Genomic DNA, 17048 nt, shown 5'->3' on the forward strand with positions numbered 1-17048 from the left:
GTAACAGAAAACAATACAGCCAATTCTCAACCACAACAAGTTGCTCAAGCTCCAAAAGTGCAAACTCAGGAAGCTCCAAAAACTGAAGAAAATGGCGCTCCAAAAGTTTCTGCTTTTTCTCTTGCCAGCATTCGCAAGAAAAAAGAAATGGAAGCCAACGGCAAGACGTATGTTAAACCCACTACTGCTTATCTAACGGAAGAATTTAACGAAACCGATATGCGTCTTCATTGGAACAAATATGCGGAACGTTTAGGCCAAAAAGGTCTTAAGATCATGGAATCAATTCTATTGATTAGTGATCCCGTTCTGAATGGCACAACAATTTCTTATGAATTGCCAAATGAAGGTTCCAAATTGGATTTTGAGAGTCAGATGAACGGTTTATTAGGATACTTAAAAGGCCACTTACATAATCATGACATTTCAATAGAAGTGATTGTAAATGAAGAAATTAAAACCGTAAGATCTCTTAACGATCAAGATCGATACAATCGTTTCTTAGAAATCAATCCAAACATTGAGCTTTTACGCACTACATTTGGATTGGATTTAAATCTTTAGTCTCTATTTTCTACTCCGAATCAATTCATTCTGGCAATTTAGAACAAAGTTTTATTTGTTTTTGAGTCCAAGATTATAAACTTTCTTTAACCATTTTTCTCTTTGGGAATCATCTGAACCCTTTATAATTCCGATGTAACTTACTTTTACAGGCTTTACACCGCAGAATTCTAAAGTAGATTTTTTTAACTGGTTAACGCTTGGTCTTCCATAAGCAAATCTATAATACCAGCTCGGCTGATCTAGTGTTGTGATGATGTGCGCTGTTTTTCCTTTGAGCAATTTATCCCACCAGACTGAATTTTCACGGTATTGAAAGGCCATTCCTGGCAGGAATAGACGATCGATAAATCCTTTTGTTATGGCTGGCAGTCCGCCCCACCAAACAGGATGAATCCAAACCAAATGATCGGCTCTTTTTATTTTTTCCCACGATTCTAACAAATCTGGTTCTAGATCGGTTCGTTTTTGGTAGCCAAACTTGAGATTGGGGTTGAAATTTAAATCGACTATTGTAATGGTTTCTATTATAGCGCCAGAATCAATTGCGCCTTTTTGGTACGATTCTGCAATGCCAAAATTGAAGCTTTCAGCATTCGGATGCCCGTTTATGATCAGTATTTTTTTCATATTTATGTTTTTTCAAAAATACTATTAGTATATTTTCTTTTACTGGACAAATGTCCTGAAAAGTTTTTTTTGCCACAGATTACACAGATTAAAGGGATTTTTTTCAATCTCAGCCTAAAATTTAAACACATAGAAATATAGATTTTAGTCTCATATAAAAGAGCAAGAAAACAAATCTTGATTTGAACAGATTAGTCTTTTGGTAAACTAAAAAAACAATTTTTCACGCAGATTGAGCAGATTATGCAAATAATTTAATCTGTGATAGATTTACGCAGATTTCTGTTTAAAATGAGTAAAAAATCAGATAAAAATCTGCTCAAATCATTCTAAATCTGCGTGAAACAAAAATATCAAATCATTGCCTTTCTAATTCGGCTTAAATGTCTTGGGGTAATTCCTAGGTAAGAAGCCAAATATTGTAACGGAATTAGCTGAATATACTTTTGATGATTCTGGCAAAGTTCTTCGTAACGTTGTGCGCCCGATAATTTCTGAAAGGAAACCATTCTTTTGTGTAGGTTTACAAACTCTATTTCAGTTAACTTTCTTCCTGTTTCCTGCCAATTGAAACTAGATTGATACAGTTTTTCGAGAGCTTTTCGATCCAGAATCTGTAATGCTGTATCGGTTAGCGCCTGAATACTTTCTTCTGCTTTTTCTTCTGTGATAAAACTGGCAAAGGACGCCATAAATTCATTTTCGAAAGCAAAACAATTGGTGATTTCGTCTCCTTTATGATTGACAAAAAAGGAACGGAGAATTCCTTTTTCAATAAAAACAATTTCGTTGCAAACCTTATTTTCAGTCAACAAAAGTTCTCCTTTTTTTACTACCCGAAATGTAATCAAACTTTCTAAAAGGCTTAATTCATCGGCTGAAAAATCTTGAATGGATTGAAAAATAGCTTTCATGCACTATTCTTTTGAAGCAAAAACGCTCTCGATTCTTTTGTCTGGAATAAGCCACAGCATGGCTACAGTAAAATAAGCAGCGCCAGAAATCCACTGATTGTAAAATGCCGCGGCAATCCCTATTACATACAAAACTAGAGAGATTTTACCTTTGAAATCTTTTTTAAGCACTTTTCTCAAAGCCGAATCGTCTCCTTCGCTGCATATAATTGTATATTGCAGTATAACGTACGAGATTGCAGAAAGAAGCAGAATAGCACCATATAATGCCATTGCCGCTTTTTCAAAATTATGTTCTCCCATCCACGCTGTAGAAACAGGAATTAAAGACAGCCAAAACAAAAAATGCAGATTGCTCCACAATACTTTTCCGTTTACTTTAGATAAGCCATGAAGCAAATAATGGTGGTTGTTCCAGTATATTCCAACATAAATAAAACTTAAAACATAGCTTAAAAACTTAGGGATAAGCGGTTTTAAATCTGCAAATTCGTGCCCTTCCGGCGCTTTAATTTCCAGAATCATAATGGTTATGATGATTGCCAAAACGCCATCACTGAAAGCTTCAAGCCTGCCTTTATTCATTTAAATAAAATATTAAATTTTGCCGAAATACATTGCTTTTACGATACCATCTGAAAGTCCGATTTTAGGAACATAAATCTGGCGCGCACCACTCCATTTCATCGCATTCAGATAAATGCGAGTTGCATGGATGATTACGTCTGCACGGTCAGAATTCAGACCTAATTCGGCAATTCTCTGTTCGTAAGTCAATGAATTTAAGAATGCGTATTGTGAATTAACATAAATGTACGAAAGCGGTTTTTCCTGCTGTTTTCCAGACATTTTAAACAACTTGTTAATGTTACCTCCAGAACCTATCAGCGTTACCTCATCGTAATCTGCCGTGTTGGTTTTAATCCATTTTTCGATTTCATCCCAAACAACATCATGAACCATGTTGTTCAACAAACGAACGGTTCCTGCTTTGAAAGATCTTGAAGTAATCATTTTTCCGTCAGAGAATAAGGTAAACTCGGTACTTCCACCTCCAACGTCCACAAAAAGATAGGTTTCGTCAGATTTAATTAAATGGTGTAAATCTGTAGAAGCAATAATTGCCGCTTCTTTTTTACCGTCTATAATTTCGATTTTAATGTCGGCTTTCTTCTTAATTAAAGCCACAACTTCTTTAGCATTATAAGCTTCACGCATTGCAGAAGTTGCAAATGCCATATAACGCTCAACTTTATGTACTTTCATCAAAAGGTTGAATGCTTTCATGGCATCTACCATTCGATCTATATTTTCTGGTGAAATTTCTCCAACCGTAAAGGCGTCCTGCCCTAAACGAATTGGCACACGAACAAGGGAACTTTTGTTAAACTGCGGTTCTTTGCCTTCTTGTTCCACAACGTTAGCGATCAAAAGCCTCATAGCATTTGAACCGATATCTATCGCTGCAAACTTCCTAATATTAATCATGCTCACTTTATGATTTGAAAATTGGTATTTGTTATTAATTTACTTTTTGGGGAACCTCATCTACTATCGCTACTTTCTTCTGATAATATTTATAGGTTTCAAATTGCGCTCTAAATGGAGCATGATGATTTTTGGGTTTGTATTTATTATCTAATTTATACGAATGATATCTCACTTTTACATTTCCTTTCCATGCAATATTGAAGTTATCAATCAGTTCTTTTTTAATTTCAAGATCATAAATCGGGCAAGTTACTTCGACTCTACCGTCAAGATTTCTGGTCATGAAATCGGCAGACGAAATATAAACTTCTGTAAGACCAGCGTTTCCAAAAATATAAACTCTCGAGTGCTCTAAGTAATTATCTACGATGCTTATGGCCTCGATGTTTTCGCTCATGCCAGGAATCCCAGGAATTAGAGAACATATTCCTCTTACCTGAAGCTGTATTTTGACTCCAGCATTACTTGCTTCGTAAAGTTTATCGATCATTTTAAAATCGGATAAACTATTCATTTTTAATTTAATATGCGTTTTTCTTCCTGCCAATGCGTGAAGAATTTCACGATCAATCAGTTTTATGAATTTGGTTCTTGTATAATGAGGCGATACTATTAAATGTTTGTATCGGTGCACTCTATAATTGATGTCAAAAAATTCAAATATTTTAGATGTGTCTTTTAAAATTCCCTGATGGCAAGTGAAAAGGGTAACATCGGTATAAATTTTCGCAGTTGATTCGTTAAAATTTCCAGTTGAAATAAATCCGTAACGACGATTTTTGCCCTCCTCCAATCTTTCGATTACACAAATTTTACTGTGCACTTTCAGCCCTTTGATACCAAAAATAAGTTCGATTCCTTCAGTCTGCATTTGTTCTGCATAAGAAATATTCGAAGCTTCATCAAAACGTGCCTGAAGCTCGATCTGCACCACCACTCTTTTACCATTTTTTGCAGCATTTATAAGCGAACTGATGATTTGCGAATTCTTTGCTAAACGGTATAAGGTAATTTTAATGCTCGTTACTTTTGGATCTAAAGCCGCTTCACGCAAAAACTTAGTCAGATACGAAAATGACTGATATGGCGCGTGCACCAGATAATCTTTTTTAGTGATTTTTTCCAGAATACTTCCCTCCAAACTCAAACCCGGAACGGGCAGCGGTTCGTTTGGCTTATACAATAAATCGTATCTTCCAAGATTTGGAAAACTCATGTAATCGCGGCGGTTATGGTATCTTCCTCCCGGAATAATACTGTCTGTTTCTACAATTTTCATTTTGTCCAAGAAAAATTGCAGGGTATCTTCTTCGATTAAATTGTCGTAGATAAAACGGACAGGCTCTCCTATTCGGCGATCTTTTACAGACGAAGCGATTTTCTCGAGCATACTTTTACTCAAATCACTGTCGATATCCAATTGCGCATCACGGGTAATTTTGATCATGTGGGCAGAAACGCTCTTATAATCAAATATATTGAAGATGTTTTTCAGTTTGAAACGAATGACATCATCTATCAAAATAACATATTGTTTTTCGTCCTCAGAAGGAAGCACGACAAACCTGTTGATGTTTTTTGGAATTTCTATTAAGGCATAACGAACCTCATCATTTGCTAATTCCAAACGAACTGCCAAATATCCTAAAGTATCTTTTAGAATTGGAAAAACAGCCAAATCATTTAAAATGATAGTCACCAATTCTGGACTTAATTTTTGGGTATAAAAATCTTTTAAGAAACACTCTTGTTTTGGCGTAATCTGCGTTTCATTAATAATAAAGATATTCTCAGATTCCAGCTCTGCTTCGATATTTCCGAGAATACGCAAACTTTCAGATTGCTGCTGAATTACGATTTCGGTGATGTCTTTAATTAACTGATGGGCAGAAATACCTCCTAAATACTTTTCGCCAGAAATACCTGAAAGGCTTAATCGTCTAATGGCCGCGTACCGAACTCTAAAAAATTCGTCTAAATTGTTTGAAAAAATTCCAACAAAACGCAGTCTGTCTAAAAGTGGAACCGTATTGTCTGCTGCTTCTTGAAGTACTCTTGCATTAAACGCTAGCCAGCTTTTTTCTCTATCGATATATTTCTGTTCGTACACTGTAATTATTTTAAATCTTTGGGGAAAATAGTTTTATGTGTTTTGCCCTTATGGATCGTATCCCAACTTTCGGCATCAAATTGTAACGAAACAAAGCCTGAAGTTGGTACATTTTCTATAAAAACATCCCCAAATTTATTAACAAAATTTGTAATAGCCTCGTTATGTCCGAAAAGAATAACGCTTTCAAAACTATTATCACACGATTTAATAACTTTTTCGAGCTGCTTCTCGTCAAAAGTGTATAGGTCATCTCTAAAAATAATGCTTTCTAAAGGGTAGGAGATGTTTTGAGCAAAAATTAAAGCTGTTTCTGTAGCTCTGGCAGCAGTACTGCTCCAAATAATATAGGTTTTAGGAAGATACTCTGAAATTTTTAATGAAACGTCGTGCGCGTCCAAAATTCCCCTCTTCATTAGCGGACGGTCAAAATCTCTCAATGGTGCTTCCCAACTAGATTTGGCATGACGAATTAAAATAAGATTTTTCATAAGCAGCAAAATTTAAAAACCTGGATTGCAGGTTATTTTTTTATTTAAGTTCTAATTTACAAAAGAAATTTTAAACCTTTTCTTTTTTTTATTTCTGTTAACATTATAACGAAATTTTAACAAGAATGCATAATCCTCAAAATGTTAACATTTGAATATTACAGAGAAAGCAAAAATTATTTTTTATGTACTTCATCTATAAAATTAGTATTTAGTCGATAATCTCACAGTTGACAATATTTTAACTAAATACTTGATTATTAGCTATTTAATCATTTCAAAACAAACCCATTTTCACTAATAAAGCAAAAAAATGTACGAAAAAATTCTACTTTTTTGGGTTAAAAAAATGCTTTTTTGAGTCAATTTTTTAGAAAAAAACAACACTTCAACGAGTTTTTAGGTTAGTCATAGATAAAAAAATAATATTAGAAAAACTCTAATATAACTTTGATTCTGTTAAAATTTCATAAATACTTTAAAATAAAATCTTAAGTTATGAAAACTAAATCTACTCTTGAAAAAGCGGTGAAATTTGTAAGCGATTGTAAGATTATTTTTTCTTCGCGAAGAAGCATCTTTCAAAAAAACTTTTTTACCCTGCTTTGTTTTTTAATTACTTCAATTGCATTTTCGCAATCTGGTTCGTGTAATTCTGAAATAACCATTAATGGAGAGAATCATCAAAAGTACAATGGTTCTGAAGTTTCATTTTTACTTCAAGTTAAAAACACTGGAACTAATACCGACACTTATCAAGTAGCTGCCGAGAATTTTTCAAATTTTGCGGAAAACCCAGATGGCAGCGCTACAAAGAACAACGTTTCATTAAACAATAGGCTCGAAAACAAAAACTACGCGCCCTTGAACAAAACAATTACGCTTGCTCCTGGAGAAACTGCAGAATTCTATGTCAAACTTAGCTTGGCAGATCTTTCGAAACTTGATCAATGGAACGGCACAGCTGTAACTGCTACCTCTACTACCTGCCCTGACAGTAAAAGCCAAACTATTGTGTACACATATATTCCTCCAAAAAAGACAAAAGGAATAGGTTTTTATGAGCCACTATTAAATTTAAAGAATAAAATGACCCCAAAAACATTTAATGTTTTTTTACTACGCCATGTAGCTGCAACTCGTTTTTACTGTTAGTCAAAACATTACATCATTATTAATCTTCTTTAATATGAAAAACTCTACTTTCGAAAACAGAATAAAAATCCTTCTAAGTTTTGCATTAAGCATTTTGTTTCTTAATGTTTATGGCGGAGAAGGAAGCAAACAAACTACTCCCGATACCAATCACAGGGCGTCACTTTGCATAAATAGTGATGAATATGGTAATTTTGCCAGATATGGTTCTACAGATGTACAGCGATTGTATATTAGAATTCAGAATCCTAACAGTGAAAAAGTATACTTAGGTTTTAGCCGAGCTAGAAGATCAAGCCCTACAGGTGATGAAATTACTTCTAGATTTAGAATCATGAAACCTGATGGAACTGTAGCATTTAGCAACTACACGCTAGATGGAAGCACATCCAACATTACCGGAACTGAAAGCCAAAGGCTTACAAGAGCTCAAAACGGGCCAAACGGTATTGATGGAGTTGCCTCAGCCGGATACACCCCTATTGTTTTTAATCCAAATGGAATGCCTGCTGGTGATTATTGGATTGAATTTGAAAGCACTACTGACGGCAGTAGCACACAAATCTTTTACAATTACTACGATATCACAGTAGCTAATACTTCAAACAATTCAATTCCTGGCCGTATCTATTCAAAACGCTGGGCCTTTGGTATGGATAATGTTGATACCGATTTTAACGGTGCATTTTATGTTTTTGCTCCCGATAACGGTTCTACAACTGGAGCAGTTACCCAAAATGGTTTTGTAAATAAAATTAATTTTAACGGTGCTGGTTTTAGACCTTGGTACTTCAATGTTGCTTTTAATAATACAGGTCCTGGAAATACAGGAAACACTGCAAACGATCAGAAAAGTGTCTATAATGCTTCTGATGCAACAAAAATGAGTCCCAAGTATGAGGTATTCTTAAATGACCCCGATATTAATGTCTGGAAAAACGGAACCTATAATGGAAACATCCAAATTAATGGAATTACCAACTGCGGTATTGGAGAAAGCAATATCAACATTAGCGTTTTTAAGAGTGGGACAATTGAAATATTGTTAGATTTTAATGGCGGTGATGGCATTTATACTCCCGGAACCAAAGATGTCTTGACAACTCAAAGTGTTACTGCATCCGGATCTCCTCCTTATGCCGTAAGTGTTCCTTGGAATGGTAAAGATGGTTTAGGAAATACGATTGCTCAAGGGACAACGATACCAATAGTAGTTACTTTTGGACAAGCCGCTTTTCATTTTCCAATGTATGATGTAGAGGAAAATCAATACGGTTTTTCATGTACAACCGTACGACCAGCCGCTCCAGCGGGATATGTTCTAAAGTTTTACTGGGATGATAGTGCTATTACTTATACTGGCGGTACTTTTGATGCCAAAGTAAATCTTACCGGCTGTCCGCCTAACAATACCCCTCCTGGAAATTGTCATCGCTGGGATGGATTCAATAGCAACAACAACAATTCTCCGCAATATGGAAATTTAAATACCATAAACACATGGTGGTACGCGAATAGAGATTTTGTAACCTCCAATATAGTCTTGCCTCCATTTTATACTGTTGCCTTAGGAACAACAAGCAATGTGACTTGTTTTGGCGGCAATGATGGTAAAATTCAGATAAATGTAACGAATGGAACAGGTCCGTTCAAATATTACATAAACGGCGAAACCACCACAAATACTTTGCAGAATTTAACTGCTGGCACATACAATATAAAAGTTGTAGATGCAAATGGCTGTTCTGCAACTATAAATGGAGTGGTAATCACTCAGCCAGCTGCTGCCGTTACTGTAGCTAAAACTTCTCAAACTGACGTATTGTGCTTTGGCGCCACAACAGGAGCCATTGACATAACAGCTTCTGGCGGAGTTGGGCCTTACACTTACGACTGGACTGACCTTGCGGGAACTAATGATCCTGAAGACAGAACAGCACTTCCAGTTGGAACGTATAGTGTAACTGTAAAAGACTCTAAAGGATGCACTTCTGCACAGCTTTCTGTGACTATCACAGGACCTGCCTCTGCCGTTACTGTAGCTAAAACTTCCCAAACTGACGTATTGTGCTTTGGCGCTGCAACAGGAGCCATTGACATAACTGCTTCTGGCGGAGTCGCTCCTTACACTTACGACTGGACTGACCTTGCGGGAACTAATGATCCTGAAGACAGAACAGGACTTGCTGTTGGAACGTATACTGTAACAGTAAAAGATTCAAAAGGATGTACTTCTGCACAGCTTTCTGTGACTATCACAGGACCTGCCGCTGCCGTTACTGTGACCAAAGCTTCCCAAACTGACGTATTATGCTTTGGCGCCACAACAGGAGCCATTGACATAACAGCTTCTGGCGGAGTCGGACCTTACACTTACGACTGGACTGATCTTGCAGGAACTAATGATCCTGAAGACAGAACAGCACTTCCAGTTGGAACGTATACTGTAACAGTAAAAGATTCAAAAGGATGCTCTTCTGCACAGCTTTCTGTGACTATCACAGGACCTGCCGCTGCCGTTACCGTTGCCAAAGCTTCCCAAACTGATGTATTGTGCTTTGGCGCTACAACAGGAGCCATTGACATAACAGCTTCGGGCGGAGTCGGGCCTTACACTTACGACTGGACTGACCTTGCTGGAACTAATGATCCTGAAGACAGAACAGGACTTGCTGCGGGAACTTATAACGTTACAGTAAAAGATTCAAAAGGATGCGCTTCTGCACAGCTTTCTGTGACGATCACAGGACCTGCCGCTGCCGTTACTGTAGCCAAAGCTTCCCAAACTGACGTATTGTGCTTTGGCGCTGCAACAGGAGCCATTGATATAACAGCTTCTGGAGGAGTCGCTCCTTACACTTACGACTGGACTGACCTTACAGGAACTAATGATCCTGAAGACAGAACAGCACTTCCTGTTGGAACGTATAGTGTAACAGTAAAAGATTCAAAAGGATGCACTTCTGCACAGCTTTCTGTGACTATCACAGGACCTGCCGCTGCCGTTACCGTTGCCAAAGCTTCACAAACCGATGTATTGTGCTTTGGCGCTGCAACAGGAGCCATTGACATAACAGCTTCTGGAGGAGTCGCTCCTTACACTTACGACTGGGCTGACCTTGCGGGAACTAATGATCCTGAAGACAGAACAGCACTTCCTGTTGGAACGTATAGTGTAACAGTAAAAGATTCAAAAGGATGCTCTTCTGCACAGCTTTCTGTGACTATCACAGGACCTGCCGCTGCGGTTACCGTTGCCAAAGCTTCTCAAACTGATGTATTGTGCTTTGGCGCTACAACAGGAGCCATTGACATAACAGCTTCTGGAGGAGTCGGACCTTATACTTACGATTGGGCTGACATTGCGGGAACCGATAATCCTGAAGACAGAACAGGTCTTGCCGCAGGAACTTACACCGTAACGGTGAAAGATGCCAACGGATGCTCTTCTGCACAGCTTTCTGTAACAATCACCGAACCTGCTGCTGCAGTGACTGTTGCCAAAACTTCACAGACTGACGTATTGTGCTACGGCGCTTCAACTGGGGCAATCAACATAACAGCTTCTGGCGGAGTTGCTCCTTACACTTACGATTGGGCGGACATTGCAGGAACCGATAATCCTGAAGACAGAACAGGTCTTGCCGCAGGAACTTACACCGTAACGGTGAAAGATGCCAACGGATGCTCTTCTGCACAGCTTTCTGTGACTATCACAGAACCTACTGCTGCAGTGACTGTTGCCAAAACTTCACAAACTGACGTATTGTGCTACGGCGCTTCAACTGGGGCAATCAACATAACAGCTTCTGGAGGAGTCGGACCTTATACTTACGATTGGGCTGACATTGCGGGAACCGATAATCCTGAAGACAGAACAGGTCTTGCCGCGGGAACTTACACCGTAACGGTAAAAGATGCCAACGGATGCTCTTCTGCACAGCTTTCTGTGACTATCACAGAACCTGCTGCTGCAGTGACTGTTGCCAAAACTTCACAGACTGACGTATTGTGCTACGGCGCTTCAACTGGGGCAATCAACATAACAGCTTCTGGCGGAGTCGGTCCTTACACTTACGATTGGGCTGACATTGCGGGAACTGATGATCCTGAAGACAGAACAGGTCTTGCCGCGGGAACTTACACCGTAACGGTAAAAGATGCCAACGGATGTTCTTCTGCACAGCTTTCTGTGACTATCACAGAACCTGCTGCTGCAGTGACTGTTGCCAAAACTTCACAAACTGACGTATTGTGCTACGGCGCTTCAACTGGGGCAATCAACATAACAGCTTCTGGCGGAGTTGCTCCTTACACTTACGATTGGGCGGACATTGCAGGAACCGATAATCCTGAAGACAGAACAGGTCTTGCCGCGGGAACTTACACCGTAACGGTGAAAGATGCCAACGGATGCTCTTCTGCACAGCTTTCTGTGACCATTGGCCAACCAGGTGCAGCGTTATCATGCTCTGTGGTACAAAACAAACCAGTTACTTCAAACGGTCTAAGCAATGGAGAGGCAACAGTATCTCCAATTGGTGGCACTCCTGGCTACGTTTATTTATGGGACAATGGTGAAACTACACCTAAAGCACTAGCATTAAATGCTGGGACACATACCGTAAAAGTTACAGATGCCAACGGCTGTACTACAGAATGCAGCGTACTAATCACTGAACCAAATGTTCTTTCTTGCAGCATAACACAAGATGCTACTGTAAAATGTTATGGGGATAGTACTGGTAAAGCTACAGTAATCGCTGTAGGCGGTAACGGCGAATACACTTACCTTTGGGATAACGGCGAAACAGCTGCACAGGCAACTGCTTTAACAGCTGGCTTACATTCTGTAACCGTTACTGATAAATTAGGATACACTACAACTTGTGAAATCACAATTGGTCAACCGCAAGCACCTTTAAGCGCAACAACAACTCAAGTTAATGTTGCTTGTGGAGGCGGCACAACAGGTTCAGCTACTGTAACTCCATCAGGAGGAACAGGCCCTTACACTTATTCTTGGGATACAACTCCTGTTCAAACAGATGCTACAGCTACTGGGCTTAAAGCTGGAACTTATAACGTTACCGTTAAAGATGCTAACTTATGTACCATTGTAAAAACAGTAACTATTCTTGATGGAGATTCAGTTATACCAGTTATAAATCCACTGCCAGAAGTTAGCACTATTAATTGTCCCGCAGAACCAGTTTTTGCACAAGCAACTGCAACTGATGACAATGGAACAATCTCTTCATTAACTTATGAAGACACAATTACACAAGGAGATTGTGCTGGAACTTACACAAAAACAAGAACATGGACTGCAAAAGATGCTTGCGGAAATGTTTCGCTTCCTGTAAGCCAAACCATAATAGTACAAGACAATACTGCACCAACTTGGACAACAGAAGCTGGCTCTTTAGACAAAACTATAGAATGCAGTGACGAACAGGCTTTAGCAAATGCTCAAGCTTTATTCCCGACTGCCTATGATTCTTGTGACAATGATGTAACCAATATTATAAAAGTAAGCGGACAGTTCGTAGCGTCTGAAGGATGCGGAAATTCTGGCACTTACACCAATACTTGGACTGTGACAGATGATTGTAAAAACACTTCAGAGACTTTCACTCAAATCATTACAATTGAGGATAAAACAGCTCCAACATGGACTACTGTAGCTGGAACTCTAAATGAAACTTTAGAATGCAGTGATGCAGAAGGACTTGCAGCAGCTCAGGCTAAATTCCCAATAGCTTCTGATTTATGCGATACTGATGTTTCAAATATCATCAAAGTAAGCGGACAGTTTGTAGCTTCTGAAAATTGCGGAAATGCTGGAACATACACCAACACTTGGACTGTAAAAGATGATTGCGGAAATACTTCTGAGCCTTTCACTCAAATCATTACAATTGAGGATAAAACAGCTCCAACATGGACAACTGTAGCTGGAACTCTAAATGAAATTTTAGAATGCAGTGATGCAGAAGGACTTGCAGCTGCTCAAGCTAAATTTCCAATAGCTACTGACTTATGCGACACGGATGTTTCTAACATCATTAAAGTAAGCGGACAGTTTGTAGCTTCTGAAAATTGCGGAAATGCTGGAACATACACCAACACTTGGACTGTAAATGACGACTGCGGAAATACTTCTGAAACTTTCACTCAGGTGATTACAATTCAGGACACCACAAAACCAACTTTTGTTGGCGAACTTCCGGCAGATATTACCGTTTCTTGTGATGCAGTTCCTGAACCTTATAATATGCAGGCTTCCGACAATTGCAATGGAGACTTGCCAATTGTTTTCAATGAAACTAAAAGCGACATTAAAAACGAATGCGGTACAGAATATACCTTAACCCGCAACTGGTCAACAAGCGATTGCGCAGGAAATTCAATTTCTTATTCTCAAGTCATAACAGTGAGAGATACTACACCTCCAACTGGTACTGCGCCAGCAGATGTTGCTAATCTTCAAAATGCTGCGGATATTCCAGCTGCAAATCCAGAAGATATAAAAGATGAAGCAGACAACTGCGGAGGGCCTGTAAATGTTACTGTAACCGACACTAATAATGGAGGAACAGGATGTAACGGAGAATCTTACATCTTAACCAGAACTTATACGCTAACAGACTGTGCAGGCAATAAAACTGAATTAGTTCAAACCTTTACAGTTGAAAACAAAGTTTCTGTGAGTGGAGTTCCTACTAATGTAAGCTGTCAAGGAGAAAGTGATGGTTCTATTGCCGTGACCAGCAGTCCTGGAGCTACTGTAGTTATTACAAATCAAAATAATGAAGTAGTTGGAAATACTAATTTACCTGCTGGAACTTATACCCTTACTGCAACATCTGTAGTAAATGGTGAAAATGAAACTTGTACTGCAACTGCAACGGTTGTAATTACAGAACCAAATTACAGAGTTAAAATATCTGGACAAATTATCAATATAGATACTAACACTCCAATTGCAAATGTTCCTGTAACATTGATTCCGCAAGGAACAACTACTGGCCCAATACAAATGCGTATTACAGGTGCCGATGGTATGTACAGTTTCACAGGAATGCCTGCCGGAAGTTATTTGGTACAAGTGCAAGATGCTAATTTGAATAGTGCATATCAATTATATCCAGTAGATTCTAGTTTGTTCTTTACTACTCTTGAAGAATGTAAATTCCAAGTTCATAACTTTGAATACGGAGCATCAAAACTGCCTGTACTTGGAGATTATGTTTGGTATGATACCAATAGCAACGGAGTTCAAGACGAATGGTATGATGCCAATAATGATGGCGCTGTAACCAAAAACATTCCAGATTCTAATGGAGCTATTGATTACAGCCAATGGGAATGGATCGATCTTAATGGAGACGGAAGTTACGCTGGCCCTCAAAATGTTGGGGAGTTAAATGCTGGAGGTTTCGGAAATGCGCTTAGTGCCAATGTAATTGTTGATGGTCCAAATGGATATCATTCTGAAGTTATTGTAGGAATTGAAGGATTCTGGAGAAATCGTCCAGAAATAGAAAATCCTTACGGGGACTATACTATAAAACTAGTAAGAGATGCTAATCTTGACGCTGTGGCAGCTGCTTTAGGCGCTACTGGCTTAGTAAAAGTTCTTCCTTCAACATCTGCTAAAAACATAACTGCAAAAACAGGAAAAATGCAATTGCATACTGTTTGTAAAACAACAACAGACAGCGGTTATGTTGTTACGGTGACCCCTGAAGATTTGGTTCATTTAGATGCAGACTTCGGCGTAAGCTGCAAAGATTACAAAGACATTGTTGCCAATGATGATAGTGCAGGTCCGATTGCGGGTGTAAATCATATCACAACTAATGTATTAAATGTATTGCCAAATGATACCTTAGAAGGAAATGCCATAACTGCATCTGATGTTATTATAACAACCGTAACACCAAACGAGTTCTTGCAATTAAACGCTGACGGTTCGGTTGATGTACTGCCAAATGCTCCAGTAGGAACATTAACAATGGTATACCAAATTTGTGAAGCCGATCAGACAGACAACTGCGACACTGCTACGGTTACAGTTACAATCGAAGCACCAGTAATGACCGTTACGGCTACAGCGATATGTGTAAATGACGTTCCTTATGTAGATTATGTTGTAACACCTGTAAACTTCACTCCTGCAAATGGCGTGACCATAGCATGGGCTGACAGCAATAACAATGTAGTAACAACAATGACCGATCTGCCATTGAGCGGACGTGTACTATGGCCAGGAGCAGTAGTAGATGATCAAGGAAAAGGCATTGACTGGCCAGGATGGGTTTTCGAAAACAACAGATGGATTGAAGCACCTGACGGATTTGAAAAATTACGCCCAACAGCTAATGTGATCATATCTCTAAATCCAAGTGAGACAATTACACTTAGTTATCCGCCAGCCGATCCGTATTGTACTGCCAGACCAACATTTGCAATCGTTGCTAATGATGATAGTCCTGCACCAATAATTGGAAATAATGCACAAACTAATATCATTAACGCTTTAACCAATGATACATTAAATGGTTCTGCGGTAAACATAAACGACGTAACGCTAACAACAACAATTCCAGATCCAACTGGTTCAATAACCTTAAATCCTGACGGATCTGTAGATGTTGCGGCAAATACACCAGGCGGCACTTATACCTTAACATACCAAATCTGTGAAAAAGCAGATTTCGGAAACTGTGACACTGCTATTGTGACCGTTGTTGTAATCTCACCTCTAGTGGCCAATGACGACACTTACAATAATATTGGATGTAATTCCTTTGGACTAGTGGGCAATGTATTAAGCAATGACTTAAAAGGAAGAACACCTGTAACGATAGAGTTAGTAGACTTCAGACTTATTGCTGAAGGAAACAATACCAAAACAGATCCGCACATTACGGTTGACGCTTCTGGGAATGTAAACGTATCCAGTTTAACACCTGCAGGTACATATACATATAGCTATACCATCTGTGATAAAACAAATGCACAAAATTGTGATTCTGCAACGGTTACCATTACAGTACTGCCTCAAGGCGTTGTTGAAACCAGAAGTACAGCTTGTACAGATGATTCGACACTAATAAACTTAAGCAACTTACTTCCAGAAGGAAGCCCTTTAACTGGAGTTTGGCAGGACAGAAACAACACCAATGCCCTTCAAGGTGGAGTCCTTAATCCTTTTGGTTTAGCATTGGGCAATTATATTTTTGAATATATCATAGCTGATGAAAGATGTCCAAGAAGCATCGTTTTAAATATGGAAATCAATGATGACTGTAAAGTCCTAGCTTGTGGTAATGTATTAGTACATAATGCTTTTTCTCCAAACGGCGACAACATAAACGATTTCTTCAAAATTGACAATATCGATGACACAACTTGTTATCCAAGCAATTCTGTTGAAATATACAATCGCTGGGGAGTTCTAGTTTTTGAAACTACAAACTACAACAATACAACAAATGCTTTTGACGGTACTTCAAGAGGAAGAACAACTGTTAAGCAATCTGACGGACTACCAACCGGAACTTATTTTTACATTATTAATTATAAATCTCTGGATGGAAACAACAATGTTCAAGAACATAAATTAGACGGATATTTATATCTATCCAAATAGTAATCAAAATACGCTGTAAATGTTTATTTACA

General features: G+C 38.6%; 9 protein-coding genes. 3 read left to right on the forward strand and 6 right to left on the reverse strand.

Annotation, left to right across the window (positions count from 1 at the left end; genetic code table 11):
- The first annotated feature begins 57 nt into the window (after positions 1-57).
- A complete protein-coding gene (locus tag N4T20_RS18935; RefSeq protein ID WP_260670628.1) occupies positions 58-564 on the forward strand; it encodes a DNA polymerase III subunit gamma/tau in 507 nt (168 codons plus the stop codon).
- 51 nt (positions 565-615) lie between these two features.
- Here the strand turns inward: N4T20_RS18935 and N4T20_RS18940 are convergent, their stop codons facing one another.
- From N4T20_RS18940 to N4T20_RS18965, 6 genes are all read right to left on the reverse strand, one after another.
- On the reverse strand, positions 616-1194 hold the full coding sequence (locus N4T20_RS18940; RefSeq protein ID WP_260670629.1) for an NAD(P)H-dependent oxidoreductase: 579 nt from the start codon (positions 1192-1194) through the stop codon (positions 616-618).
- Between the two features lie 353 nt (positions 1195-1547).
- Entirely contained in the window at positions 1548-2108 is a 561-nt protein-coding gene (locus N4T20_RS18945) for a Crp/Fnr family transcriptional regulator (protein ID WP_260670630.1), read from the reverse strand.
- Between the two features lie 3 nt (positions 2109-2111).
- Complete coding sequence (locus tag N4T20_RS18950) at positions 2112-2693, reverse strand: TMEM175 family protein (RefSeq protein ID WP_260670631.1); 582 nt, start codon at positions 2691-2693, stop codon at positions 2112-2114.
- Between the two features lie 12 nt (positions 2694-2705).
- Positions 2706-3596, reverse strand: coding sequence for a Ppx/GppA phosphatase family protein (locus tag N4T20_RS18955; protein ID WP_260670632.1), 891 nt, complete (start codon positions 3594-3596; stop codon positions 2706-2708).
- Positions 3597-3630: 34 nt separating this feature from the next.
- On the reverse strand, positions 3631-5709 hold the full coding sequence (ppk1, locus tag N4T20_RS18960) for a polyphosphate kinase 1 (RefSeq protein ID WP_260670633.1): 2079 nt from the start codon (positions 5707-5709) through the stop codon (positions 3631-3633).
- Between the two features lie 5 nt (positions 5710-5714).
- Positions 5715-6200, reverse strand: a complete 486-nt coding sequence (locus N4T20_RS18965; RefSeq protein WP_260670634.1) for a histidine phosphatase family protein — start codon at positions 6198-6200, stop codon at positions 5715-5717.
- A gap of 498 nt (positions 6201-6698) precedes the next feature.
- Between N4T20_RS18965 and N4T20_RS18970 the strand changes: the two genes are divergently transcribed.
- Positions 6699-7355, forward strand: coding sequence for a hypothetical protein (locus N4T20_RS18970; RefSeq protein WP_260670635.1), 657 nt, complete (start codon positions 6699-6701; stop codon positions 7353-7355).
- A gap of 34 nt (positions 7356-7389) precedes the next feature.
- Positions 7390-17016: a gliding motility-associated C-terminal domain-containing protein gene (locus tag N4T20_RS18975; RefSeq protein ID WP_260670636.1), complete on the forward strand. Its 9627-nt coding sequence runs from the start codon at positions 7390-7392 to the stop codon at positions 17014-17016.
- The last annotated feature ends 32 nt before the right edge of the window (positions 17017-17048 follow it).

Origin of the sequence: Flavobacterium sp. TR2 (assembly GCF_025252405.1) — a bacterium.
Lineage (GTDB): Bacteria > Bacteroidota > Bacteroidia > Flavobacteriales > Flavobacteriaceae > Flavobacterium.